Here is a 26,391-nt window from a genome sequence, read left to right as displayed (position 1 = left end):
GTCAAGCTTCGATTTTTGCATTCAGGTGATAATAGGCATCTTTTAGCCACGGATGGACAACTTTCAGTTTATCTTTTTGTTTCCACAAATACTGAATATAAATAAACGCCCCATGCTCCAGAGAAACACCAAGCGCTTCATGAAGCTCCTTGATGTAAGGCGGAGTTCCCGTCTGATCCCATTCTATTTTGTCCGCTGAAAACAGGACAAGGTCGAGCTGGGAGGGATTTTTTTTAAGCGTTGTATGGCATTCTATTGCATTTAAAATATCTTGATCCGCCACCTGAAACAGGTCCCGCGCCATCACTTTCGACAGTTTTTGATGGATGATCATCGGGAATATCCGTTCTTCGGGAAGAATATCGATACCGAGCGCTTCAGCAGCCGCAATCCTTTTTTCATTGGGGATGACACCGCTGATATCATGCATAACACCGGCTATTCCAGCTTTTTGTGCAGAAACATGAAAACGATTTGCCAATCCTTCCGCCGCTTTTTTCACCCTTATCGAATGTTCGGCTATTCTTTCATGGTTATGGCGTTTCAAAAATTCAAGGGCATCTGAACATACATCGCCTGTGCAGCGAACTTCCATCTCTATTCCTTCAATATTCACCAGCGATTCTCCTTTTTAATGTTGTTTCATGATTAACAAAACACATTTGTTATCTGATTTTACCTTATCATAACATTGACAAATCCTGAAATAGACAATTAAAATGTTTTGTTAACCGGAAAATAAAAAGAAGGGACTGTCCATTGACTATGTCTGAACTGACAAAACAGCTGATCTATGATATGTATGTTAAACTCCTGCACCTGAACGAACAAAAAGCGGATACAGATCTCAAGGCATTTTTAAAGCAGGCGGCAGAATCTGATGTTAAACGGCTCCCTGGGAATATGACAACCATCCATGTCATCAGCTGTATCGGTCATGATGAACCGATCAATAACACCGGCATCGCCAAAAAAATGAATTTATCAAAAGCAAATATTACAAAAATCAGTTCAAAGCTGTTAAAAGAAGGCCTTATCAAACGGTTTCAATTGACGGACAACAAAAAAGAGATATACTTCAGACTGACGCCCAGTGGAAAACAAGTGTTTGAGCTTCATGAAAAGCTTCATCAGCAAAAAGCGGAACAGTTTGGCAGGTTTCTCGATTCGTTTTCAACAGCAGAACAGGGAGCTATTTTGAAATTCCTTCAAGGGCTGACGCTTATGACAGAAACGGACAAGAAGCAATAATTCAAGTTAACAATAATGACATTATGTTAACTTGGAATCGCTATGGCTAGAATGAGAAAACCGATTGACAAGAAAACTTTTCCAGATTATAGTTGAACTATTTAGTTAGTTATTCAAATAACTAAGAGGTGAAGTGAATGGCAAGGCCGAATGTGACATCAAAAGAAACGTTGATTGAGGCGGCTAAGCGCCGCATTGCCGGACATGGTCTTGATAAACTGACGTTAAAGGCGGTTGCTGAAGAAGCAAAGGTCACACAAGGAACAGTTTACTATCATTTTCGGACAAAAGAACAGCTTGTTTTTGAAGTGGTCCGTGACCTTTGCCGCGCGTCGCGGGAGCGATTGAAAGCAAATGAAAAGCCCGCTGCCGAAAGGATAAAAGACGGATTGTCATCCGCGAAATCAAGAACGCAGAAAGAAGCCTATGATCACCAGCTTTTTTTAGAATTGGCCGTTTTAAGTTTTCGAAATGAAAAGATAAACGAACAACTTGGAGAACTTCTTGAAAAGGAAAATGCGGTGTTGGCAGAACAGCTTTCCGAGATATGGAAGCGTTCTCCTGTTGAAGGGGTTTCTTTCAGAACATGGGGCATTCTTTTAAATGCACTAATTGACGGTCTTGCACTTCAATCGCTTATGTCTCCGGGATCTGCCTCTGAAAAAGTCTACGGGGAATTAGAGGCGGTGCTGCAGATGCTGACGGAAACCGCTGTAAAACAGCATGGAGGGGAGTAAAAGGGGATGGATATGTTGACTGAAAAACTGGTTTGGCTCTTATTTTTTCGATCGTCGTCTGGCTTGGTGCGACCGTGTTTTTTATGCTGTTCGGCAGTGCGTTCTTGCCGAACCCGGCCCAGATGCTTTTATGCTCCGCTTTTTGCTTCTTGAAGCCGGAACTTTTGCCGTTTATATGCCGTGATGCTTGTTTACCGACGCGTTGACAAATCGAGGTTTGCGGCGGTTAAGCTTGGCATTGTGGGCTCGGCAGTCGGTTTGTTTCTCGCCGCTTTTTCTTTATGGAATCGTTCACTGATCTTCCCGGCGCTTTCAGATGGTCAGGTGATTGGATTTGCGGTTTGGATAGTCTTTCGCTTATGCCATGTATTTGACGATCCCGTTCATGCTTGAAAAAAGAAGATCTGCAGTTTAAATGTTTTATGTAAGATTCGCCCGCTTTTTGCTAAACGGGCGAACGGTCTTTAATCTTGCGGGACCGATTGTTCTGCGTTGATGTACCCTGCACCGTAAACATTTGGATCGCGATCTTTCCATAAATCGGTTCCGTCGATTAGCAGCCGTTTGACTTCATCAGGTTCTGTGCCTGGGGCTTGCTGAAGGATAAGTGCTGCAATTCCTGCGCAGATTGGCGTTGCCATTGAGGTTCCGGACAAGATCATATAATTCGTGCCGACTCTGTTTGCTTTTTGCATTTTATCGAGAAAAGATCCGGGTGAACGAAGCGACGTAATATTTGTGCCCGGTGCCAGCAAGTCCGGTTTGACTTGACCGTAGATCGTCGGCCCTCTGCTTGAATAAGAGGCGACATCGTCATCCTCCCGGCTGACTGTATCCCGGTCATCCAAGGCTCCGACTGTAATAATCTTGCTGCTGACGCCCGGGCTGGCAATCGTTTGCGTATCAGGACCGGAATTTCCGGCTGCCGCACATACAACAATGCCTGCGTCCCATGCTGCATGAACAGCTTTAACGACTGGATCTTCTTCTTCATTCTCGTAGCGTAGCCCCTCTCCGCCCAATGACATTGAAATAATGTCGATCGGATCGTCAGGGTTTTCCTCATTGAATTGAATGCACCAATCTACCCCTTGAATGACGGTTTCCAGTGTGCCGGATCCCATTTTGTCCAATACTTTTAAACCGACAAGGTCTGCTTCAGGAGCAGGTCCGCGGTACTGACCCGATGAGGCCGCTCCGTTTCCGCAAGCATCGCCGGCGCAGTGTGTGCCATGGCCATTGTCATCATATGGGTCTGTTCTCTGGTTGATAAAGTCTTGAAAAGCCCTGATCCTGCCTTCAAGATCTTCGTGAGGGTATATGCCCGTATCAATGACAGCGACAGTCACTCCTTTGCCTGTCAGCGTCTGATTGTTTCTGATCACTTCTTGGGCATGGCTTGATTCAACCGCTACGTCGAGGAGCGCTTTTACTTTGCGATTTAAATAAATTTTGCGAATGTCGCCGCACTGAGATAGAAGCGATTGCAAAGAAGAAGGGGTGACTTCAGCGCTGCAGCAGTTAACGTTGGAGAAGCGATGCTTGATTTTGTTTCTTCTTTTGCTGCCAATCATTTCATTGACTAATTGATAGCCTTTATGCTGACAGTCTTTTTCAAATTCAATAATGACTGGTATTTTTTTGTTTGTCATTAATATTTTTTCGAAAAACCCGTGTAAAAAGCAAGGCGTCCATTTAAAAGGTTTATAGAGTTTCAGCACGCTTTCTCTCAGCGGCCGGTCCAGCTTATGGGCGTTGGACCTTACCATTTGAACCATATAGGAACCGAACATCCTAGCTCCACCTCATCTCTTATAGTTTATTCTTCCTCTTAATCTATGAACGAGAGGCGGTTCCCGTAAAGTTGGCTGTCCTAAAACGGCGGCAAAAGAGGCCTGTTTACTACTCGGTTCTATAAAAGGCAACGGAAGTCCAGGGTTTAAACGAATCAAAATACATGATATTCTAGTCGTGTCAATATCACCCTTTAGAAAGCGGCCAAAGGAGCTGAATTCATGGCAACAATCGAAGATTTTTTAAAGCTTGACATTCGGGTTGGAACAGTTTTAAAAGCAGAAGAGTTTCCGGAAGCGAAAGTGCCGGCCATTAAGCTTGAGATCGATTTTGGAGAAGAGATTGGCGTCAAGTGTTCGAGCGCTCAAATCACAAAGCGTTATACGCCTGAAAAGCTTGTAGGCCGGCAGGTGACGGCAGTCGTCAATTTTCCGCCGCGGCGGATTGCCGGGTTTAAATCGGAAGTTCTTGTTCTTGGAGGCATGCCGGAAAAAGGCGACGTTATTTTGCTGGCCCCTGATCAGGAAGCGCCCAATGGAACGAAGATCAGCTGATACATAAAAGAGAGGCTCCCTCTAAAAGAAGGAAGCCTCTTTTTTTATTTCACCTTGAATTTTTTCGTCAATTCTCGCAGATCTTCCGCCATCTGCTCAAGCGTGGCAGAGGATGTGCTAATTTCTTCCATTGAAGCGAGCTGTTCTTCCGCTGATGCTGCAATATCCTGGATTCCAGCTGTACTTTCCCTTGAAACATCGGCGATTTCCTGAACGGCACCGGAGACTTCCTGCGAGCCTTTCGACAATTGTTCGACCGCCGCATTGAGCGTTTGCAGCTTGCCTGCGATCTCATTCGTCATGCCGCTGATTTCGTGAAAGCTCGATTCTGTTTTCTCGGTAATTTTGAGTCCGGACAGCACTTCATGGTTGACCGATTGAAACATGTTGAGAGAATGTTCGATTTCTTTGACGATTTCCTGAATCAATGCTTCAATTTCTTTTGCCGAGTCCGCTGATTGGGCAGCGAGTTTTCGAACTTCTTCGGCGACGACGGAAAATCCTCTGCCTGACTCGCCGGCGCGAGCTGCTTCAATCGCAGCGTTTAATGCCAAGAGATTCGTTTGATCGGCAATTCCGTTAATCACCCTAAGGATTGACGTGATATCTTTTGATTTGCCTTCGAGACCTTTGACGACGCTCTCAGCTTGTTTGACGGATTGGTCGATGGAGTTCATCTGACCGACCGTTTTCTGAACGAGCTTTCCGCCGGTTTCGGCGATTTCTGTTGATTTGATCGATGATTCAGTGATCGATTCCGACACCTCGGTCATTTCGCTCAAATGATCATTCATTTGGCTAAGCTGCTGCGAGCTCGTTTCGACTTTTTCATTCTGGCTTTCAGCTCCGTTAGAGAACTGTTCGATCGCAGATGTAATATGTTCTGTCGCTTGGCTCGTCTGTTCTGCGCTTGCTGTCAGCTGCTCAGAGGAGGAGGCGACATTCTCAACCGATTCCTGAATGGTGCCGATCAGTGTGCGGAGCGATTCCGCCATGTCATTGAAGCTTTTGCCGAGCTGCCCGAATTCGTCATTTGAACGCACTTCGATTTGCTGTGTCAAATCGCCGCTGCTGATGTTCTTTGCAGTTAGAACGAGCTGATTCAATGGTTTGCTAATCGCGCGGACAATAAAGAAAATGAGAATTCCGCCAAGCACCAAAGCCCCTGAAAAGACGATGAGAGCCATATAAAGGACGGGCTTTGTTGCGTTTGTTATCTCATCGGAAAACATCGTCCCGGCGATTTTCCAGCCTGTCAGTTTGTTTGTTGCAAACGCCATTTGCTTGGCTTCTCCTTCAAAAGTATACTTGAAATCGCCTTTTTCTTTGCCGTAAACTTGATCAACCCAGCCGCCTTCACCTTCAGTTCCGGCTTTAATCGTCGGGTGGGCGATATATTTTTTGGACGCACTTGAGATAAAAGCAAAGCCGTCTTTTCCGACTTTGATATCGTTTGTCGCTTTAATCAGCTCGTCGATATTCAAGCTGAGCGCCGCGACGCCCGACCCGTCTTTATTTTGTTTGGCGATGGTAATGACCGTGTTGCCGGTGGCGGCAGATGTGTATGGATCAGTGACGATGATTTCGCCTTTTTTCTCAACCGCTTCTTTAAACCAGGGCCTTTCCGCCGGATTATAGCCGTCAGGCATTTTCGTATAAGGATGCTGCACGTATACACCGTCTTCAGAGCCTGTGAACACGGCTTCTACATCCTTGTTTTGTCTGGCGTATTGTTCAAACTTTTGTCTTAACGAAATCTGGCCTTTTTCCTTGTATGTTTTTTCTTTGATCTCTTCACTGAAATATGTAACAGCATCCGCTTTTTTCTCAATGTTTTGATCGATCATTTCGTTTAATTGATCCACGCTGTTTCTTGCGCTTCTCATGATTTCATCTTCAATCGACCCGCCTGCCGTATAATAGGAAACACCTGAAAGGATTAAAACAGGGAGCGTTAAAATCAATAAAAATGAGACCGCTAATCTTTTTGAAAGAGATGGATGCCTGAACCAGTCCAATATTTTTTTCATTCGCCAAAACTCCTTTTTCTAGGTTACGAGATTAATATCGGACAATTTTCACACTTTTGCATTAAATTTTAAAATTTTGGCTTCGAAACAAAATCCACAACTAAGGCGAAAGGCAACTGTTTTCGATATCGGCTGAAAAACGGGCTATATAACTGTTGACAAAGTTTCCCTCCGTTTATATACTAATCGGTAAATACAGTGAAAGGAATAGGTATAGGGGACATGAAGCAGTAATCTTATTTTCCATCGTTTTTTTAATATGAAAAAACGGAAACTTGGAGAATAGGATGAGTATGCCCTTTTATACCTTGCATCAATTTCTGAATTTGCATGTTTTTTGTCGTGCAAAGGAATGGAATCGGTTCATACCGCTTTCACGATGCATATTTTGGCATGATATCCTCTCCGGGTTTCCGCGAGAGGTTTTTTGTTGTCAGCCAAAACATAAACAGAGGTGAGCGGTATGACGATTTTAATGAAAATAAGAGGCTTGCAAAAAAGCTTTGGAGAGCAAACAATTTTAAAAAACATCGATTTTGACATTTCCAATCAAGAGCGGATTGGTTTGGTCGGATACAATGGAGCGGGGAAAACAACGCTTGCAAATATATTGAGCGGTCATATAGAAGCCGACAAAGGAACTGTTCAAACAGACCGGACGCTTAAAATCGGCTATCTGCTCCAGTCGATTGAGTACTCCGTTCATGATTTCAACAGCATCTTAACAGGCGATGAGGGCGGGAAATTATATCAGTTGACCAGCCGTCTTGGCTTATCAAAGGTTCAAAGCTGGAATTCCGAACGGCTCAGCCATTTGAGCGGGGGAGAAAAACTGAAGCTTGCACTGGCACACGTCTGGAAAACGATGCCTGACCTCCTCATCTTAGATGAGCCGACCAATCACTTGGATTTAAAAGGGATCAGCTGGCTCCTTGAAGAACTGCAACAATATCAAGGGGCTGTATTGATTATTTCTCATGACCGTTATTTCTTAGATCAATCCGTCTCCAAAATCCTCGAACTGGAAGCTGGGAATTTGCACACTTATCAAGGAAACTATAGTGCATACCGGCGGGAGAAAAAACGGTTATATGAAGAACGTCTGCACCAATACGAAGTTCAGCAGAAGCAAAAAGATAGAATCGAGTCACAGATTGCGACTCTTCAAAATTGGTCGCAGAAAGCCCACCGTGACTCAACAAAACAGGGATCACAGTCAGAACGAAGGCAGGCCGGTTTTAAAGAATACCACCGGGTAAAAGCCAAAAAGCTCGACAACCAAGTCAAATCAAAACTGAAACGCCTTGAACAGGAACTTGAAAAAAACAAAGCCGAAAAGCCAAATGAAGCAGCATCTGTCAATTTTCAATTTTCATCGGGAGAAAAAAGGGGCAAGCGGATTATCGAAGCAAAAGGCCTGACAAAAGCGTTTGACGGACGTACTTTATTCAAAGACAGCCACTTTTACGTCAAACATGGCGAGAGAATAGCGCTTATCGGAGACAATGGCTGCGGCAAAACGACCCTTGTTAAAATGATGTTGGATGCTGAACCTGCAACAGCCGGAACGCTATGGAAAAGCCGATCTGTAAAGGCCGCATATTTAAGCCAGGATGTCAGTGATTTAAGGGTTGATCAAACAGTGGCTGAAGTGCTGAATTTGTCTGACAGAGCCGAAATCGCAAATGCGCGGACGATTTTGGCCAATATGGGGATCAAAGAAAATCGCTTTCATGATGAAATCGGGACGTTCAGTCTCGGGGAGCGGACCCGGATCAAACTGGCAGGCATGATTTTAAAGGATTATGATCTGCTGATTCTGGATGAACCGACCAACCACCTTGATTTGCCAAGCAGAGAGCAGCTTGAGCAGACATTGCTTGAGTTTCAAGGCACGATCATCATTGTGTCACATGACCTGTATTTTACAGATCAATTGTGTAACAAACTTCTTGTGTTTGAAAATGATCGCATCATCCGCGTCGAAACCGGATTGAAAAATTATCGGAACAGAAAGAAACAGCGCCATGAAAAAAGCGATGAAGAGGAGCGGCTTCGCATCGAAAATCGGATGACCGCCGTTCTTGGAGAATTGGCCGGACTCACACCCCAAGACCCGCGATATCATGAATTGGATCAGGAATTTTCAGAGCTTGTCAAACGCAAACGGGCGTTTTTAGAAAAAGAATAAATGACCAGAACCATCTGTGTTTTTAACGCAGATGGTTCTTTTTTGTAAGACGTGGTTTAAATTACCACCAATTATAGATGGCACCCAAGGTAATAATAGGATAAAAATGATGACTTTACTACAGCAATGAAAAAGGGTGATCAACATGTGGAAAACCATTGTTTCCTATTTTCCGGACTGGCTGGTCCTGATGCAGGCTTTTTTTGTCTTTTTCGTCCCGTTTGCCATATCAAAAGTATTTCTGTGGCTTCGCACGGCAGGGGATGAGTAAGTGACATGAGATGGTGGAAAGCAAAGACGCGAAGAATGATACAGTCGTCCAACAAGCCGGAAAAACCTAAAAATGAAGTGCCTTCAGTAGAATCCACGGGGTATTTGACCGGCGATTTTGATCACGATCTACAAGTGGTCAAAACAGCTATGGAGAATAATTCTGACGTTTATTTTCGTGAATTCAACTTAGGACGTACCGGCATCCGCGCGGCGATAGTTTTTGTCGAAATGCTTGCGGATAAAGATTTGATTGACAAGCATATTATGAAATCCCTTATGGCCGATTTTTCTAAAGAATATAAAGTTGAGCTTTCTTCATTAAGCAACAATGTGTCCGACTTTATCAAAACGCAGATTTTATCAATTAGCGGAGTGTCAGAGGCAAAGCATGTCAGCGAAGTGGTGGCGGAAGTGTTAATGGGTACGGCCATGCTGTTGATCGACGGTTCAGCGGAAGTTTTATTGCTGGGAACCGTTAAAAGAAATACAAGGAACATTGAAGAGCCTGTATCAGAATCCTTGGTCAGAGGGGCGCGCGTCGGCTTTACGGAAACGATCGGCACAAATACAGCCCTTTTGAGGCAGCATGGCAAAAATCAAAGTTTGGCTATGAGTCAATTTCAAGTCGGGAAGCGCGCCGTTAAAAACCTTGTCGTCGCATATATCAAAGACGTGGCTGAACCAGGACTGGTGGAAGAAGTTAAAAAAAGAATCGAAAAGATTGATATTGATGATGTGCTCGAATCCGGTTTTGTCGAGCAGCTGATCGAAGACAATTATCTCAGTCCATTTCCTCAGGTGCAAAGCACTGAACGCCTTGACAGAGTGATGAGTGCGTTAATGGAGGGAAGAGTGGCCATTTTATTGGACGGGACGCCTTTTGTTTTAATCGTTCCGGTTACATTCAGCATGCTCTTGCAATCGCCCGAGGATTATTATGAACGCTGGCTCCCGAGTTCATTGATCCGAATCATGCGGACCGGCGCAGCCATGATCTCGCTGCTTGGGCCTGCTTTATATATTTCCTTTATATCGTTTCATCCCGGGCTGATTCCGAGTGAACTGGCAATTTCCATTACCGGAACGAGGGTAGGCGTACCTTTTCCATCGCTGATCGAAGCGCTCATTATGGAAGTGGCAATCGAAATTTTGCGCGAGGCCGGCCTGCGGCTTCCAAAACCAATCGGTCCGGCGATGGGAATCGTCGGCGGTATCATCATCGGGGAGGCTGCCGTGCAGGCTGGCATCGTCAGCCCGATTATGGTCATCGTCGTTGCCGTTACCGCGATTTCATCATTCGCCATTCCGCAATACAGCGCCGGTATTTCTCTGCGCATGCTGAGGTTTGTGGCGATGTTTTGCGCGGCTGTATTCGGATTGTACGGGGTGATTATGTTTTTCCTCATGCTTGCCAGCCACGCGGTGAAGCTGAAAAGCTTTGGCGTTCCATATGCGAGCCCGGCCGTTCCTTATCGTTTGCGCGATTGGAAAGATTTCATCATTCGTATGCCGATACAGATCATGAAAAAACGGCCGAAGATGTTAAAAACAGACGATTCGACACGCCAATAGCATAGAGAGGAGGGAGACGCTCATGTTGGTCAGGCACGAAGAGCGCATCACCACTTTGCAAACAGCCGTTATCATCGCCAATTTCCTGCTTGGAACAGGGATCCTGACACTCCCGCGAACGTCTGTTGACGAAGTGGGGACGCCTGATGTTTGGATCACGCTTCTATTTGGCGGCTTGGTCGCTCTGACGGCCGCGATCATGATGGTAAAGCTCAACCATCAATATCCTGATAAAACCTTTTATGAATACAGTCAGGACATCATCGGCAAATGGATCGGCAGCTTGATCAGCCTGTTTTTCATTTGTTACCTATTGGCCCATTCCGGTTTTCAGGTCCGCTCAACGCTTGAAATTATCCGCTTTTTTTTACTGGAAGGAACCCCTCGCTGGGCAATCGCGATGATTTTTTTATGGGTCGGTTTATACTTGATCGCCGGCGGCTTAAGCGCGATCGCCCGATTGTTCCAAATCGTTTTCCCGATCACATTCATTCTTTTTCTGCTGGTCGTGTTTATGAGTGTCGGTATTTTTGATATGGACAACTTGCGTCCTGTAATGGGGGAGGGAATAGGGCCTGTCCTAAAAGGAATCAAAGTGACGGCATTATCTTTTTCAGGGATTGAAATCATTTTGATCCTGATGCCCTTCATGAATCAGCCTCGCAAGGCCATTCATACGGTGACGATCGGGATCGCCATCCCTCTCCTTTTCTATATGATCACCGTCATTATGGTGATCGGCGCCCTTTCTATAGACGGAGTGGTTTCACGGACATGGCCGACAATTGATTTGATGCGAAGCTTTGAGATGCCGGGTCTGATCTTTGAACGGTTTGAATCTTTGCTGCTCGTCATCTGGATCATGCAGCTGTTCAATACCTTTGCGATTTCTTTTTACGGTGCAGCATTAGGCCTGGCCCAGCTCTTTAAAACAAATATTCGGCCGATGCTGTTTGCTTTGCTTCCGGTGATTTATCTCATGGCCATGTTCCCGAAAAATATCAACGACATGTTTGCATTTGGAGACTTTATTGGAAACAGCGGCGTTTATTTAGGCGGCTTGACCCCGCTCGTGCTGCTGGTGATTTCCAAAATAAGAAGGAGGAAACAGGGAACTGATAGAGGCTGATGATTGAAAAAGGAAAGGGGGGATTTCTCCATGATGGTGAGTCAGCAAGACAAAATTACCGTTTCACAAACCGGCATCATCATCACGAATTTTCTGTTGGGAACCGGCATTTTGACGCTGCCTCGGACCTCTGTGGAAGCGGTCAAGACACCGGATGTCTGGCTGTCTGTTGCATTCGGAGGACTGGTTGCCATATTAGCAGGTTTCATCATGGTGAAATTAAGCATGAAGTACCCCGAAAAAACGTTATATCAATACAGCCGGGATCTCATTGGCAAGTGGCCGGGAGGACTTTTCAGCCTGCTTTTGATTTGTTACTTTCTCACCACATCAGGTTTCCAAGTCCGCTCTGTTACAGAGGTTATGAGATTTTACTTACTGGAAGACACGCCGCTTTGGTCGATGGCGATGGTTTTTTTATGGGGCGGGATCTATTTATTAACCGGCGGTATCAATCCGACTGCCCGACTTTATGAAATCATATTTCCGATTACAGTTCTCATTTTTCTGATCGTCATTTTTCTGATCGCAAACATATTCGATATGGACCATTTGCGTCCGGTTCTCGGGAAAGGGATCGTGCCGGTGCTGCAAGGAGTCAAGACAACGTCTTTTGCTTTTACAGGCATAGAAGTCATGATGATCATCGTTCCTTTTATGAGAAATCCCGAGCAAGCGTTAAAAGCTACTTTGGTCGGAATTTCTTTTCCGATTGTCTTTTATATGATCACCGTTATTATGGTCATCGGTGCACTGTCGATCGATGGAGTGACATCACTGACATGGCCGACGATTGATTTGATGCGAAGCTTTGAAATACCAGGGCTGATCTTTGAACGGTTTGAGTCCTTGTTGCTCGTCATCTGGATCATGCAAATATTCTCCAATTTTACGATCAGCTATTATGCTGCTGCTGTGGGCCTCTCCCAATTCCTGCAGAAAAGGGTGGAACCGATTCTATTCGCGTTGCTTCCGGTCATTTATCTCATTGCAATGACGCCGAAAAATATTAATCAACTCTTTCAATTTGGAGATCTAATCGGCAACAGCGCCATCTATTTAGTCGGTGTGATCCCGCTCGTGCTACTGATGATTTCGAAAGTGAGGAGGCGAAAGTATGAAAAAAATTAGCACCATTCGCTTTTTATCGATTGCTTTACTCTTGTTTCTATTAACCGGATGCTGGAGCAGCCACGAAATTGAAGAGCTCGGCTTAACATTTGCAATGGGGATTGACAAAGGCAAGGAAACCGAACTTGAAAAAAAGTTTGACGAAGCGGGGGGCGATTACCCGAAAAAAGACCGGATCACGATGGTCTATCAATACGTGAACGAACAAGCGGCCGGTTCAAAATCGACCGGAGGAAGCACTGATCAAAAATCGTATATCAATGTTTATGAAACAGGAGACTCGCTTCAGCAAATTAACTCTGAAGTAGCATTGAGACAGGACAGACCTGTATTCAGTCCTCATTTAAAGGTGATTGTCATCGCCGCTGAGCTTCTTCGCACCTATTCGCTGGCGGAACTGCTTGATCAGCCTCTCCGCGATAATGAAATCAGGCCGAGCAGTATGGTGCTTGTCACAAGAGGGCGGGCGAGAGACACGCTTGAGCTGAAGGAAACCGGCGAAATGCCGGCGTTTCGTCTGCGCAAAATCGTCGAAAATGAGTATAAGGCGAAAAAAATTCTCCCTCCTGTAACGCTTGCCAAATTGACAGGCAAAATGAGGTCAGGAACAAGCTATCTTCTTCAAAATGTCATCGGTACCGACGGAGAAGTCAAATATGCGGGAGCAGCCGCGATCAATGGAAAAACCAATAAGCTGATCGGCTATTTGGATGAAAAGGATTTAGAAGGCTTGATGTGGATCATCGGAAAGGGAATTGGAGGCACGGTTAAAAGTTATGATCCGAAAGAAAAGAAGGTGACCGCATTTGGCGTTGAAACCATTAAAAGCAACATCAAGCCCATCGTCAAAGGAAACCGGATTTCTTTTGAAGTTAGCGTAAAGTCAGATGGGTATCTTGCGGAAAACTGGAACACGAAGGAAAAAGCTTTTGATGACAAATTTTTAGAAAAAGTCGAAAAAACAACCGCAAAAACGGTGATGAAATCGATGGAGGACATTACAAAAAAAATGAAAACCGAATACAAAGCAGATCTTGCCGGATTCGGAAATGAGCTGAGGATCAAGCATCCGAGGCTTTGGGAAAAACTAAAGAAAAATTGGGATGAGACCTTTACCGACATACCGATTACATTTCATGTTCAAATCGCGATTAAAGAATACGGAACCGTTGGAGATCAGTAACAGAAGAACTTTTAATCACGAAAGGCGGAGAAGCGCGCAATGATCCGTTCCGAAGATAAAATCACGACTTCTCAGGCAATTGTTGTCTTTGTCAGTTATATTATGGCGGCCGGGATTCTCTCCCTGCCGAGAACCGCTGTAGAAGAAGCCGGTACACCGGATGTATGGATTTCCATCCTTTTAGGCGGTCTTATCACAATAGCAGCCGGAGTGGTTATGACAAAATTGAGTGCGGATTATCCGGGGCTAACATTTTTTCAATATGGGGAAGACATTGTCGGAAAGTGGCTCAGTATCGTAATCAGCCTGCTTTTCATTGAACATTTTGTGACAATCGCGGCTTTTGAAGCAAGAATCATGGCGGAAGTCATCACCTTTTTTTTGCTGCAGGAAACACCGATTTGGGCGATCATCATGTCGATGATGTGGGTCGGATTTTATTCGATAAAAGACGGGATGGGATCGCTTGCCCGTTTGTTTGAAATCATCTTTCCGATTACAATTCTTTTCTTTTTAACCGTCGTATTTATGAGCTTTGGCATGTTTGAACTGGATAACCTGCGGCCTGTTCTTGGGAAAGGCATCATGCCGGCATTAAAGGGGGCAAAAGCGACAACCCTTTCGTTTATCAGTGCAGAAGTAATGGTGTTCCTTTTGGCGTTTATGAAAAAGCCGAAAGATGGTGTCAAAGTCGCTGTCATGGGAATCGGCATTGCGGTGCTCTTTTACTTAACGACGATCGTATTCGTGATCGGAGGGCTGTCAGTTGACGGGGTGATCACGATGACATGGCCGACGCTTGACCTGATCCGCAGTTTTGAAATGCCCGGCTTGATATTTGAACGTTTTGAATCGCTGCTCCTAGTCATCTGGATTATGCAGCTGTTTGCGACTTTTTCCGTTTCATTTTACGCTGCATCTCTGGGGCTCTCGCAAATTTCCAAGAAAAAGAGCAGACCGATGATGTACGGTCTGCTCCCGGTGATGTATTTGATCGCGATGACGCCCCAAAATGTAAATGATGTATTTTCTCTCGGTGACATGATCGGCTATATTGCGGCCGTTTTATTCGGCATCGTGCCGATTCCGCTGTTATTGATTTCGAAAATGAGAAAAAAGAAAGCTTTGCAGAGCTAGATATTCAGCCTACTTTGTTCACTTGCTTATTTGCTCTCGCTTTCACCCTGTCATTCGGCATGAAAAACACGAGCAAAAAGGCGGCCGCCGCCGGGAAAATCGCCCAAGTAAACGTATGAACAATCGATTTTGATAGCGCCTCGGTGATGCTGTTTAAAACATCCGGCGGCATGGACGCCCTGGCACTTGATAAAATCTGGTTGGCATCATTCGGTGAGACGAGATTTGAAGCGCCGCTGCTTTTAAACATATCTTCCATCTGTGCTGAAAAGTGGTTTTTTTGAATCATCCCGAACATACTGGCGCCGATCGTCATGCCGAGAGAGCGCATAAAGTTACTCGTAGAAGTCGCTGAACCGCGCTGAGCCGGACCGAAATGATGGATAGCTGCCATGCTTAATACAGAGAAAGAAAAACCGACTCCCAAGCCGACGACGATCATATAAATGGTTAATAATAAACGCGGAGTGTCAATGTTAAGCGTGCTTAATAAAGAAAACCCGCTGACGAGAACCAATCCGGAGATGAGCATGATGTTCCGATAGCTCATTTTTGTCGTTAAGAATCCGCCAAGCTGAGCTGATACGACAGAGCCGAGCATCATCGGCAAAAGAACCAGTCCGGAGTTTGTCGCCGAATCTCCGTAAACACCCTGAACAAAGATCGGAATCTGGATGGTCGCCGAGATAAATGTCCCGCCGTAACATAAGGCGACAAGCGTGCTGCCGGCAAACAGCCGGTTTTTAAACATATGAAACGAAATGATCGGTTCACTGGCCTTACGTTCGATCATGAGGAAGAAAACCAATAAGACGGCTGCACTTCCGAAAAGGGTAAGGATGACATTCGAATCCCAGGCGTATTTCTCGCCGCCGAGCTCCAACGCAAACATGAGGCATACAACCGCTCCTACGAGTGTGATCGCCCCGAGCCAATCAATGCGATGCTTTTCATGCTGTTTCGTCTCTTTGTAAAATAGAAGAATGAAAACAAAAGAAACCATACCGAGCGGCAGATTCATATAAAAAATCCAGTGCCAGCTGATGTAGTCAGTGACATAGGCGCCGATGAGCGGTCCGAAAATGCTCGAGAGGCCAAAAACAGCGCCGAAAAGTCCTGTGATCTTACCGCGCTTTTCCAGCGGGAAAATATCAAAGATGATCGTAAAAGCAATCGGAATAAGCGCCCCTCCGCCAATCCCCTGGATCGCGCGGTAAATGCTGAGCTGCTCAATGGTTGTAGCCGTTCCGCACAATGCTGATCCCGCCATGAAAACGATGCTGCCAAAAAGAAAAAAACGTTTTCTGCCATACATATCCGACAGCTTGCCGAATATCGGCATACCGGCCATTTCAGCGACCATAAAGGCAGATACAACCCAGACAAAGCTGTCGAGTCCGCCTAGATCACCGACGATTGTTCCCATTGCCGTGACAACGATGGTATTGTCCATCGAAGCCATCAGAATGGCAAGCAAAAGTCCTGCTACAACAAATCCTAATTTTTGATTTTGAGTTTGTGACAAATCAATCTATTCTCCTTTAAATACATTCGTTCTAAAGCAGCGTTTGGCATCGACGCTTCATCCTGTTATGATCATTTATATCAGGAAATAAATATCTTAGCTGCTAAGACATAATGATTTTATAGAAGGGTGTTACCGATGTCAAGAACAAATCATATTGAAGAAGAAGGGCTGGTCAACGAGCTGATACAGCAGTTGAGGTTTCACAGCACCGCAACCATTTTTCTGCACCAGGCGATCGGCGAGAAAATCGGACTGAACGGAACGGATCATAAATGCCTTGAGATCATCTCACGGGAAGGTAAAGTAACAGCGGGGGAGCTTGCCGCAAAAAGCGGACTGACAACGGGAGCGATCACAGGAGTGATCGACCGTCTTGAGAAAGCGGGCTATGTCAGACGCCTCAGGGACTCGTCTGACAGAAGGCGTCTTTTAGTCGAACTGATCCCGGAAACTCTGGAGAAGATCTCCTATCTATTTCAAGACTTGGCGCAAGAATCTGCCGGATTTTTAAGTCGATATTCAGAGGAAGAGCTGCAAACCATTATCAAGTTTTTGAAAAACAGCACGGCGTTTGCCGCCGATTTTGCGAAAACTTTAAAGAAGGCAAAGTGAAAAAAGACCGGTTTTGTTACAACCGGTCTTTTGTACACGTTCATATTTTTTCAATTTGAACTCTTCCAGAAAAGAAAGTTGCACCACCGCCCATATCAGCTAAACGATCGGGCGTCAGCGCATTGACGAGATAATGTTTTCCTTCTGCATCCGCCCATAATCCTTGGCTTGCGGCCACGCCCGGAAGGACGTTTTCTCCGACGGCAGCGGGCAGTATGCATGATCCGCGGTCATTCCAAACTTTCACCAAATCTCCATTTTCGATGCCTTTTTCTTCGGCATCCTTTATATTTAAGTGAAGTTTCGGCTCCTTTTCTAATTTAATATGCTTTTCATTGTTTGAAAAGGTCGAATTTAAAAAATTGTGATTCGGTCCGGGCACAAATAAAAATGGATACTTGTCTGTTTCAACAAGCGGGGTATGAGTCGGCAGGCCCGGATAGCCGTGCTGCTCCATCATTTTTGAATACAATTCAATTTTTCCGCTCGGCGTTGGCAGTTGATCAGGAAAAATCGTTTTCCGATTTGCTTTGACAAAATGCTTTTCAGTCAGGCTATCGTAGTCAATGCCATCGAGCCACGGATTATCAGGGTAGTCAAGCGCCTGTCTGATCATCTCTTCGTCGGAATCTTTCAGCGGCTCATCATCAAAGCCCATCGCCTCAGCCAAAAGTCTAAATACTTCTGTATTTGACTTGCTCTCACCATATTTCTCAATAACAGGCTGCTGAATTTGCGCATAATGGTGCCAATATGACGTATAGAAATCCGTGTTTTCGAAAGCGGAAGAAGCCGGTAGGACAATATCGGCATACCGTGCCGTTTCCGTCAGGAATAAATCGTGAACAACCGTGAATAAATCTTCGCGCTCAAGCCCTTTTCTGACTTTGTTTGCTTCCGGCGCGACGACGGCCGGATTGCTGCTGTACACAAACAGCGAACGGATCGGAGGCTCGGTTTCTAAGAGAGCTTTGCCGAGCTGATTCATGTTGATGACTCTCGGCGTTCTGCCTTTTAATAAATCGGGGCGCTGCAAAGCTTTTGTATTATAGGCCAAAAATGCCGTGTTGCCTTTGATCGCTCCGCCTCCTTTTATCGTCCATTGGCCCGTGATCGCGGGCAGGCACGCGATGGTGCGAACGATCATTCCTCCATTATCATGATGCTGAAGACCGTTGCCGATTCGGATCAGTGAAGGGGAGGTGCGGCCGTACAGGCGGGCGAGCTCGATGATATCATTCCGGGATACACCGGTGACTGCCTCTACTGTGGCGGGGTCGTATTGCCGCACATGGCGGCGCAGCTCTTCATGGCCGACTGTAAATTCTTTCAGAAATGATTCATCAGCCAAATTTTCCTCGAATAAGACATGTATAATGCCAAGCGCAAGCGCGCTGTCCGTGCCGGGGCGAATCGGAATAAACCAGTCCGCCATCCGGCCGGTCTGATTTTTATGAACGTCGATCACAACGATTTTTGCACCGTTTTTCCGGGCTTTTTGAGCAATGGTGATTTGATGCATGTTCGTTGAGACCGCATTGATCCCCCAAAAGATAAACAGTTTTGTCTCCGTTGTATCTTCAGGGTCAGTGCCGATGCTTCCGCCCATCGTGTATTTATAGCCGACAGAACCGGCAGGGGTGCAAATCGCCCGGTCAAGCTGGCTCGATCCGAGGCGGTGGAAAAAGCGCCTGTCCATTCCTTCAGCCGTCAAGTTTCCCATATTGCCGTAAAAGCTGTAGGGCAGAATGCTTTCGGGACCTTCCTGTTCAATGAGCGACTGCCAGCGGGTGCGAATCGTTTCAATCGCTTCATCCCAGCTGATCGGTTCAAATATCCCGTCTCCTTTTGGACCCGTCCGTTTCAGCGGGGTTTTCAGGCGTTTTGGGTCATAAATACGCTCCGTCATATTGCGGACTTTATTGCAAATATTGCCCTGTGTGACCGGATGGTCCGGGTCGCCCTGTATTTTAACGATTTTTCCGTCTTTTTTATGAACGAGCAGCCCGCATTGATCCGGGCAGTCGAGCGAACATACGGATTTGAAAATCCCGTCTTTTTGATCAACATATGACTCCATGGAATCCGTTCCTTTCAGATAAAATGATATGATTCTAGCATTATATCACAAAATCTCGTCAATTCTGAAAATAAGAGCCGGAAGAATATCGGCAGAAAAACGATAAAAAAGGATGCCCCAGAAAGGACATCCTTTAAGTTTCTGTTTATTCTTGATCAAAATCAGGCGCGACCGCTTTTTTAATAAATAAAGCGGTAAAGAAAGCGATACAGCATAAAGCGAGAGCAAACCAGTAGGCATGGTGAACACCGTGAGTCATCGCTTCATTCACGATTTTTGGACTTACGGCTTCTTGCCCGGCAAGATAGCTTTTCTGGCCCTGGCTCATGATGCTGACAAACACCGAAACACCGAGTGCACCTGCAACAGGCTGAAGTGTATTGGAAATTGCCGTACCATGAGGATATAAATGCTTCGGCAATTCGTTTAATGCATTCGTCTGCGCAGGCATCATGATCGCTGAGATGGACAGCATCAAGATGATGTACACAATAATGAACGCCCAAACCGGCACCGAAGGATTGATCCTGCTGAAGAAAAACATCACGCCGACGAGAACGATCGTACCCGGAATGATGAGTTTTCTCGGCCCGAACTTATCGAATAAAGCGCCCATGGCCGGTGACATGAGGCCGTTTAGCAAGGCCCCGGGCAAAAGCAAAAGACCTGCTGCTTTTGCTGAAAAACCAAGCGGTCCTTGCAAATACATCGGCATCACGATTTCGGAAGCGAACATCGCCATAATGACAATCACAAAAAGGCAGACCCCGCGCGTGTAATTTTTATAGGCGAACACACGCACATCCAGCAATGGTTCTTCAAGCTTCAACTGACGAAGCACGAACAACACGATGCTGATCAGGCTGATGATGATCACACCGATGATCAGAGGGGACTGAAACCCTTCCGGAGCCTCCCCGGCACTGCTGAATCCGTATACGATTCCGCCGATCCCGATGGTTGAGAGAATGATCGATAAAAAATCAGCCCGCGGGCGCGTCGTTTCTCCGACATTTTGCAAATACTTCATCGCAAACAGGATTGAAAATACTGCAAAAGGAATGACGATGATAAACAGCCAGCGCCAGCCGAGGATGTCAACAATAACGCCCGAAAGAGTGGGTCCGATCGCAGGAGCAAACATGATGACCAGCCCGAACGTACCCATGATTTTCCCGCGGACTTCAGGCCGATAAATCAGCAAGAGGGCGTTCATAATAATGGGGATCAAGAGTCCCGTACCGACTGCCTGAATCATGCGCCCCGTCAAGAGCATCGGAAAATTCACTGCACAAGCGGCGATGACGGTTCCCGCTAAAAAAGTCGACATGACACCGATAAACATCTGTCTTGTCGTGAACCATTGAATCAGTAAAGCGGAAATAGGCATTAAAACACCCATGACAAGCATAAATCCGGTTGCCAGCCATTGAACAGTTGGAGCATCAACGTGAAAGACTTCCATTAGCTCTGTTAATGCTATGTTCAACAGCGTTTCGTTTAATATTGCAAAAAATGCACCAATCATGAAGGTGACTAATATTGCTTTTGAATTAAACTTTTTCTCCATATCAAACCTCCTGTAATACAATTTACCCAAAAACATGACGACAAATGATATGTAGGACTCCCGAATATCCGGGGTCCTAATTTGCTTCTCTCGTTTTTCATCTTATATAATAACGTGTCTCCACCGCCGTTCATCGTTTTTCTTCATGATTGGCAACTATATGAGTATACTCGGTTTCACCCATATTTACAATAAAATTGTCAGGTTCATCTTTTCAAGTTAACGTATGGATGATTATGAAATGGCAGGGAAGTGCCGTGAGAAAAGGCGGGAAGGGAAGGGCAAAGATGATTCTTTCGGTCAAGCCATTCCGTTATTACAGGTATATTTCACCTGTTTCACCGGCGGATGTGCCGACTGAAAAGAATCATGCCCGAATCCTTTCCCTGATGGATAAAAAGGTAATAACTCTCCAAATCTGAAGAGTTCTTTTAAATGCATCGTCGACTTCTTAAGCAGACAGCATTACAATATTTCGATATACCCTTCTGTGCCATGCACGCGAATTTGTTGCCCATCTTTTATCAGCTGGGTAGCATTCTCCACTCCGACAACTGCCGGCAGGCCATATTCACGTGCGATAACTGCTCCGTGGGTCATCAGTCCGCCAACTTCGGTGACCAGGCCTTTTATGGATACAAATAATGGTGTCCAGCCAGGGTCGGTAAAGGAGGTGACCAATATATCTCCATCTTCCAGATCGGCATTTTCCATGTTTAAAATGACACGCGCTCTTCCTTCTATCACTCCGGAAGAAACAGGTAGACCTGCAATCGCATTAGCCGGCAAACTTTCTCGTTTGTACTCACCTGTAATGATTTCACCTTCAGACGTGATCACACGTGGCGGGGTTAGTTTTTCATATAATTTGTACTCGTCTTTTCGTATGCTGATGATCTGGTCATCTATTTTTTTTGTGCGAACGACTTCGTGAAGTTCTTCAAAAGTGAGGTAGTATATATCTTCCTTTTCATGAATAACGCCCGCTTGTACGAATTGTTCGGCTTCTTTCAGTAAAGCCTGCTTATAAATGAAAAAGCGGCTGACTATTCCGTATTTTGGATATTCCCGGTAGCCGATGAAATTCCGGATGAGGTCGATCATTCGTTTTGTTTCTTTGGCTTTTTGTTCACCATCCGGTAATTGTTTCAATCGCTCTATTAACTCTTGTTCTTTTTCAAAAGCAACACGCCGCCCTTGCTCAAACTTTCGATTGCCGGCATTAGGCTCAAAATTTTTAATGTTATTAAGAATCATGGGAACAAGTGTTATTGGTTTTTCACTCCAACGAGTTCTTGTAATATCAATTTCTCCGGGACACCGCATTCCGTATTTGCTGAGATAATCATAGATAGCGTCTTGGATTTCCTTTCCTCCATCAAACTTAACCAGTTCATCGAGAAAGTGGTCTTCTTTTGCATGCTGCAAATAATCAATCACTTCTGGATAAGGGCGAATCACATCCGCGACATCCATCAGCGCCAGACCCATTTCCGAAGTAATATTATTGGGTACAGATAGAGAAAGAGTATCTGCTGCGTTTTTTTCGCCTAACCACTCGTTCATGTTTTCATTGATCCATGATGTAGCATTTATAGCAGCCATAAACACGGCCGTACTTTGCGGGTCAAATAAGATCTTCTTTAATTGCTGGATATCTTCCAGAATAAAATCAAACAAATCCGATCCCGATTTCGTTTGGATGTTTTGTTTTAACTCTTCGATCGATGTTTGACTGCGCTTCATCAAATCAGAAACGATTGTCGGATCGTTCTCAAATTGCGCCGGCATATCTGTATGACTGCTGCCCGGAAGCGGTGCTGTTTGATCATTTGGCAACAATTTTATATAATCTCGCTCAATTACGGTCATGAGTGCGCCTTTTGTAAGCGGATCTGATCCCACGGTATTTAATAAAGTTTCCCGGCCGGCACGTGTCGTCAGCCTAGGGGCAACATCAACAAACAACCTTCCGCCGGCTTTATGCATAGGTGCAGGAGTCATGAACAGGTAAAAAGACAATCCCAATGGTTTTATCGGATCTGTCATCATTTGTTGATGACCAACAGATAGATAGACGTGATTTTCTTGATCATTCGCTTCAGGGATCGGGTATAAAGTAGTGATCGGCCGACTCTGAACAATATAAAATGTATCATCAGCCAAACACCATTCGATATCTTGCGGCCGGCCGAAATGAGATTCGATCTGTCTTCCGATGCGTTCCAGTTGTAAAATTTGCCTGTCAGTGAGTGTTTGAGACATCTGCTGATCAGGATCGATCTGCTTTGTCTCTGTTCCGCCTCGTTTTCGCCCATAGATCGCCAATTGCTTGGCTGTTATCCTCTTATCGATGATTTGCCCGTTTTGCACTTTATAACAATCGGCAGAGACCAAGCCGGAGACCAGAGCTTCTCCTAGTCCAAAACCTGCATCGATTGAAAGCAGTTTTCGGTTGGAAGTGATCGGATCAGCGGTAAATAAAATCCCTGAAGCCTGCGGGAAAACCATTCTCTGAATGATAACGGATGAATAAACTTGACGATGGTCAAATCCATTTTGTGTGCGGTAGATGACCGCGCGCTCCGTGAACAGGGACGCCCAACACTTGCTGATATGCTGCAAGATTGCTTCTTTTCCGATGATATTTAAATAGGTGTCTTGTTGACCGGCAAAAGAGGCATATGGTAAATCTTCAGCAGTCGCACTAGAACGTACGGCATAAGCATGTTCTTCACCAAACCGGGAGAGATAGCGAGTCACTTCTTTCACAACATTGGAAGGAATTTCGACTTCCATAATGGTATGTCGAATCTTCCTGCTGATTTCACCAATTTGATCTCGATCCTCAACTTTAAGCAGTGTCAGTTGATCCAACAAGGCCTGGAACGGTTTGTTTTGTTTGATGGCTTTTTGAAATCCTGCTGTTGTGACACAAAATCCTTCTGGTACTTGTATTCCTTGAATTTTTGATAATTCCCCTAAATTTAACCCTTTTCCCCCGACGAGCAAAAGCTGTGTTTTTTCCATTTCGTGAAAACCGAGAACCAAATGACTCATTCTGCATCTCTCCTTCGAAAAAAAATTGACAAGAGCTTTTCAATGTGGTAGACTTAAAATGTAAGATGGGATATCTATGACATTTAAATATAAAACATACGTGATCTGATTATATCATCGGGTCTGTTTTTGTGCAATATTAAAAGAACCTGGTAAAACCTCCAGGTTCTTTTTTCATTTCCTCATGCGAGCAGAAAATACTCGATGTTGGCTGTAACAACGAGGGGCGATTTAATCCATACGGTTTGCGGATGGTGCCGGCTGCGCCGGCCATTCATTCTTCGCAAGTCGTAATATTTGCAAAAGCGCATTTTATTTTCCTATAATTTAAAATGTGTGATACATAGAGAAAGGAAGTTTTCAAATGCAATCTTTACAAAACAAAACCGCTCTGATTACAGGAGGGGGAAGAGGGATCGGCCGCGCAACAGCGATTGCCCTTGCAAAAGAAGGCGTACATATCGGCCTGATCGGCCGTACAGCTGCGAATCTTGAAAAAGCGGCAGAGGAGTTGAAGGCGTTCGGAGTAAAAGTATCTGTAGCCGCAGCTGACGTGAAGGATTTAACAGCTGTAGAACGTGCAGTCCAATCCGTAAAAGAAGAGCTTGGACAAATCGACATTCTCATTAACAATGCCGGGATCGGCGGGTTTGCAGGATTTCTTGAGCAATCTCCTGAAGAGTGGGAAAATATTATCCAGGTTAATCTGATGGGGGTTTACAATGTAACACGCGCCGTTCTGCCTGAGATGATCGAAAGAAAAGCCGGCGATATTATTAATATTTCTTCGACAGCAGGCCAAAGGGGAGCAGCCGGCACGAGCGCTTACAGCGCGTCTAAGTTCGCTGTACTCGGGCTGACCGAATCGCTGATGCAGGAAGTCAGAAAGCACAATATCCGCGTGAGCGCCCTTACACCAAGCACGGTTGCGACGGATCTGGCAATCGATTCCAAATTAACAGACGGCAATCCGGAACGCGTCATGCAGCCTGAAGATCTGGCGGAATACATGGTTGCCCAACTCAAACTGCATCCGCGCATTTTCATTAAATCAGCGGGCATGTGGTCTACAAATCCTTAAACAATAGGGAAAGGACAGGTTTGAAACAGCCTGTCCTTTTTTTCGTGCTATTTTTGTGAAAGGCGTACGGGGAGATGGCGGACGCCGAAGACAAACGGACTTTGAATCGCTTCAAGCTCCTCTGAGCTGTCCCTTTCCATATATGCATGCCGCAGCAAGTAATCGAGTGCGACTTTCGCTTCAAGCCGGGCAAGGGGAGCGCCGAGGCAAAAATGGATGCCGAAGCCGAAGCTCATATGAGGGTTTGATTTACGATCAAGCTTAAAGCTGTCAGGATCGTCAAACTTAAGTTCGTCACGATTCGCTGAAGCGACCCAGTTGATCACCGTGGAACCTTTTGCAATCCGCACGCCTCTGATCTCAATGTCTTCAGCCGCCGTGCGGCCGATCGCTTGCACGGGCGGATAATAACGCAGTGTTTCTTCAACAAAGACAGGAACGAGGGACAGATTTTGTCTTACGGCTTCCTGTGTGGCTTTATCTTCTGTGAGATAGCGGACGCTGTTTGCAATCAGGTTGGTTGTCGTTTCGTTGCCTGCGACCAAAAGAATGATGCAAAAATGCAGCAGTTCTTCTTCTGTCAGCGACTTGCCGTCAACTTCCGCCCGCAGCAAAAGCGAAATCAGGTCGTCTTTCGGCTCTTTTTTGCGCTGCTTGATAATGTTTTTAAAATAATCCGCTAAAAACCGATTGCCTTCTTCACGTCGTTTGTACATCTGTTCGGCGGCTTCAGCCGAGCGGTCTTCCGCACCTGCGACAAGGATGTCTGAATAATGTTTAAACATGAGGCGGTCTTCAGACGGAACGCCCAAAAGTTCCGCAATGATAATGACGGGAAGAGGAGCAGCCAAGTCATCCACCACATCAAACAAATCTTTCTGTTTCGCTTCGTTAAATAAAAAAGCCGTCACTTCTTCGATATGCGGCTCAAGCTCTTTCACCGCTTTCGGCGTAAAAGCTTTATTAATGATGGCCCTCATTTTTGTGTGCCTCGGCGGGTCCATGGTTAATATACTTTTTCCTTCCATATTACCGCCGCGTTTTGAAGAGAAAAGCTTCGGGTTTTTTAACACGAATTGAACGTCTTCATAAGAAAAAATATCCCAGCATTTGCGCTCATCATCGTAACGCAAAGGAGACGTCTTTCTGATCCGGTTATAAATCGGGAACGGAAACAGCCGGTCATTACTGGAGCTGATTTCTTTCATCGGAATCCAATTGGCATAGTGCTTGCTTGATTGAAGTGAATTTGAATTTGCCACAGTCAACTCTCTCCTTTAAATGAATCGTTGATATATGATGAACCGGTTCAATCTTTACGTTATCACTATTTTTATAACGGATTCAACGGACATATCATGAAAAAATTGTCAATTGGCCGAAAGTATCGGATCTAAAAAAGGAAAAAAGGCGAGGAATGCTTAAAAAAGCGGGAACATCAGCTCAGAGATGGATGGAAAAAATGAGGCCGTACCTGA

21 protein-coding genes are annotated in these 26,391 nt (G+C 45.3%); 12 read left to right on the top strand and 9 right to left on the bottom strand.

From position 1 onward, the window contains the following. Position 1: 1 nt before the first annotated feature. Entirely contained in the window at positions 2 to 595 is a 594-nt protein-coding gene (gene yqeK, locus BTA31_RS13095) for a bis(5'-nucleosyl)-tetraphosphatase (symmetrical) YqeK (protein WP_076792811.1), read from the bottom strand. Between the two features lie 170 nt (positions 596 to 765). On the opposite strand from yqeK, the gene BTA31_RS13090 reads away from it, so the two are divergent. Beyond that, entirely contained in the window at positions 766 to 1,251 is a 486-nt protein-coding gene (locus BTA31_RS13090; protein WP_043927940.1) for a MarR family transcriptional regulator, read from the top strand. 137 nt (positions 1,252 to 1,388) lie between these two features. Then, entirely contained in the window at positions 1,389 to 1,988 is a 600-nt protein-coding gene (locus BTA31_RS13085) for a TetR/AcrR family transcriptional regulator (RefSeq protein WP_076792254.1), read from the top strand. A 464-nt stretch (positions 1,989 to 2,452) separates the two neighbouring features. On the opposite strand, the gene BTA31_RS13075 is transcribed toward BTA31_RS13085, so the two are convergent. Next, positions 2,453 to 3,781: a S8 family peptidase gene (locus BTA31_RS13075; RefSeq protein WP_076792252.1), complete on the bottom strand. Its 1,329-nt coding sequence runs from the start codon at positions 3,779 to 3,781 to the stop codon at positions 2,453 to 2,455. A 222-nt stretch (positions 3,782 to 4,003) separates the two neighbouring features. On the opposite strand from BTA31_RS13075, the gene csaA reads away from it, so the two are divergent. Next, complete coding sequence (gene csaA / locus BTA31_RS13070; RefSeq protein ID WP_076792249.1) at positions 4,004 to 4,336, top strand: chaperone CsaA; 333 nt, start codon at positions 4,004 to 4,006, stop codon at positions 4,334 to 4,336. 44 nt (positions 4,337 to 4,380) lie between these two features. Here csaA and tlpB read toward each other — a convergent pair whose 3' ends face one another. Beyond that, positions 4,381 to 6,366: a methyl-accepting chemotaxis protein gene (gene tlpB, locus BTA31_RS13065; protein ID WP_076792247.1), complete on the bottom strand. Its 1,986-nt coding sequence runs from the start codon at positions 6,364 to 6,366 to the stop codon at positions 4,381 to 4,383. Positions 6,367 to 6,829: 463 nt separating this feature from the next. On the opposite strand from tlpB, the gene abc-f reads away from it, so the two are divergent. The 7 genes from abc-f to BTA31_RS13035 all read left to right on the top strand — a co-directional run bounded on the left by abc-f (position 6,830) and on the right by BTA31_RS13035 (position 14,982). Continuing rightward, positions 6,830 to 8,557 carry a ribosomal protection-like ABC-F family protein gene (abc-f, locus tag BTA31_RS13060; RefSeq protein ID WP_076792244.1) on the top strand — a complete coding sequence of 576 codons (1,728 nt, stop codon included), beginning with the start codon at positions 6,830 to 6,832 and terminating at the stop codon, positions 8,555 to 8,557. Positions 8,558 to 8,702: 145 nt separating this feature from the next. Beyond that, complete coding sequence (locus BTA31_RS23565) at positions 8,703 to 8,828, top strand: hypothetical protein (RefSeq protein ID WP_003182518.1); 126 nt, start codon at positions 8,703 to 8,705, stop codon at positions 8,826 to 8,828. 5 nt (positions 8,829 to 8,833) lie between these two features. After that, positions 8,834 to 10,402 (top strand): spore germination protein, encoded by a 1,569-nt coding sequence (locus BTA31_RS13055; RefSeq protein ID WP_076792241.1) that lies wholly within the window; start codon positions 8,834 to 8,836, stop codon positions 10,400 to 10,402. Between the two features lie 22 nt (positions 10,403 to 10,424). Further along, a complete protein-coding gene (locus BTA31_RS13050; protein ID WP_076792238.1) occupies positions 10,425 to 11,531 on the top strand; it encodes a spore germination protein in 1,107 nt (368 codons plus the stop codon). Positions 11,532 to 11,561: 30 nt separating this feature from the next. Continuing rightward, positions 11,562 to 12,662: a GerAB/ArcD/ProY family transporter gene (locus tag BTA31_RS13045; protein WP_076792235.1), complete on the top strand. Its 1,101-nt coding sequence runs from the start codon at positions 11,562 to 11,564 to the stop codon at positions 12,660 to 12,662. Next, on the top strand, positions 12,649 to 13,845 hold the full coding sequence (locus BTA31_RS13040; RefSeq protein WP_076792232.1) for a Ger(x)C family spore germination protein: 1,197 nt from the start codon (positions 12,649 to 12,651) through the stop codon (positions 13,843 to 13,845). Before BTA31_RS13045 ends, BTA31_RS13040 begins: the two co-directional genes overlap by 14 nt. Positions 13,846 to 13,884: 39 nt before the next feature. After that, complete coding sequence (locus BTA31_RS13035; RefSeq protein ID WP_076792229.1) at positions 13,885 to 14,982, top strand: spore germination protein; 1,098 nt, start codon at positions 13,885 to 13,887, stop codon at positions 14,980 to 14,982. A gap of 4 nt (positions 14,983 to 14,986) precedes the next feature. Here the strand turns inward: BTA31_RS13035 and BTA31_RS13030 are convergent, their stop codons facing one another. Next, on the bottom strand, positions 14,987 to 16,444 hold the full coding sequence (locus BTA31_RS13030; protein ID WP_239693208.1) for an MDR family MFS transporter: 1,458 nt from the start codon (positions 16,442 to 16,444) through the stop codon (positions 14,987 to 14,989). 201 nt (positions 16,445 to 16,645) lie between these two features. Between BTA31_RS13030 and BTA31_RS13025 the strand changes: the two genes are divergently transcribed. Continuing rightward, a complete protein-coding gene (locus tag BTA31_RS13025; protein ID WP_076792223.1) occupies positions 16,646 to 17,122 on the top strand; it encodes a MarR family winged helix-turn-helix transcriptional regulator in 477 nt (158 codons plus the stop codon). Between the two features lie 40 nt (positions 17,123 to 17,162). Here BTA31_RS13025 and BTA31_RS13020 read toward each other — a convergent pair whose 3' ends face one another. The 4 genes from BTA31_RS13020 to BTA31_RS23560 form a co-directional block, all read right to left on the bottom strand. Continuing rightward, positions 17,163 to 19,202 carry a molybdopterin-containing oxidoreductase family protein gene (locus tag BTA31_RS13020; protein ID WP_043927953.1) on the bottom strand — a complete coding sequence of 680 codons (2,040 nt, stop codon included), beginning with the start codon at positions 19,200 to 19,202 and terminating at the stop codon, positions 17,163 to 17,165. Positions 19,203 to 19,347: 145 nt separating this feature from the next. Next, positions 19,348 to 20,772 carry an MDR family MFS transporter gene (locus BTA31_RS13015; protein WP_043927955.1) on the bottom strand — a complete coding sequence of 475 codons (1,425 nt, stop codon included), beginning with the start codon at positions 20,770 to 20,772 and terminating at the stop codon, positions 19,348 to 19,350. 465 nt (positions 20,773 to 21,237) lie between these two features. Next, positions 21,238 to 23,832, bottom strand: a complete 2,595-nt coding sequence (gene ppsA / locus BTA31_RS13005; protein ID WP_076792220.1) for a phosphoenolpyruvate synthase — start codon at positions 23,830 to 23,832, stop codon at positions 21,238 to 21,240. A gap of 182 nt (positions 23,833 to 24,014) precedes the next feature. Beyond that, positions 24,015 to 24,143 carry a hypothetical protein gene (locus tag BTA31_RS23560; RefSeq protein ID WP_275667487.1) on the bottom strand — a complete coding sequence of 43 codons (129 nt, stop codon included), beginning with the start codon at positions 24,141 to 24,143 and terminating at the stop codon, positions 24,015 to 24,017. Positions 24,144 to 24,196: 53 nt separating this feature from the next. Here BTA31_RS23560 and BTA31_RS13000 point away from each other — a divergent pair, with 53 nt between their 5' ends. Then, positions 24,197 to 24,913, top strand: coding sequence for a 3-ketoacyl-ACP reductase (locus tag BTA31_RS13000; RefSeq protein WP_003182496.1), 717 nt, complete (start codon positions 24,197 to 24,199; stop codon positions 24,911 to 24,913). Positions 24,914 to 24,960: 47 nt separating this feature from the next. On the opposite strand, the gene BTA31_RS12995 is transcribed toward BTA31_RS13000, so the two are convergent. After that, positions 24,961 to 26,175: a cytochrome P450 gene (locus tag BTA31_RS12995; RefSeq protein ID WP_083698309.1), complete on the bottom strand. Its 1,215-nt coding sequence runs from the start codon at positions 26,173 to 26,175 to the stop codon at positions 24,961 to 24,963. Between the last annotated feature and the right edge of the window lie 216 nt (positions 26,176 to 26,391).

The organism is Bacillus haynesii (assembly GCF_001969855.1).
In the GTDB taxonomy this organism is placed as follows: domain Bacteria; phylum Bacillota; class Bacilli; order Bacillales; family Bacillaceae; genus Bacillus; species Bacillus haynesii.
This window is presented reverse-complemented; position numbering and strand designations above follow the sequence as displayed.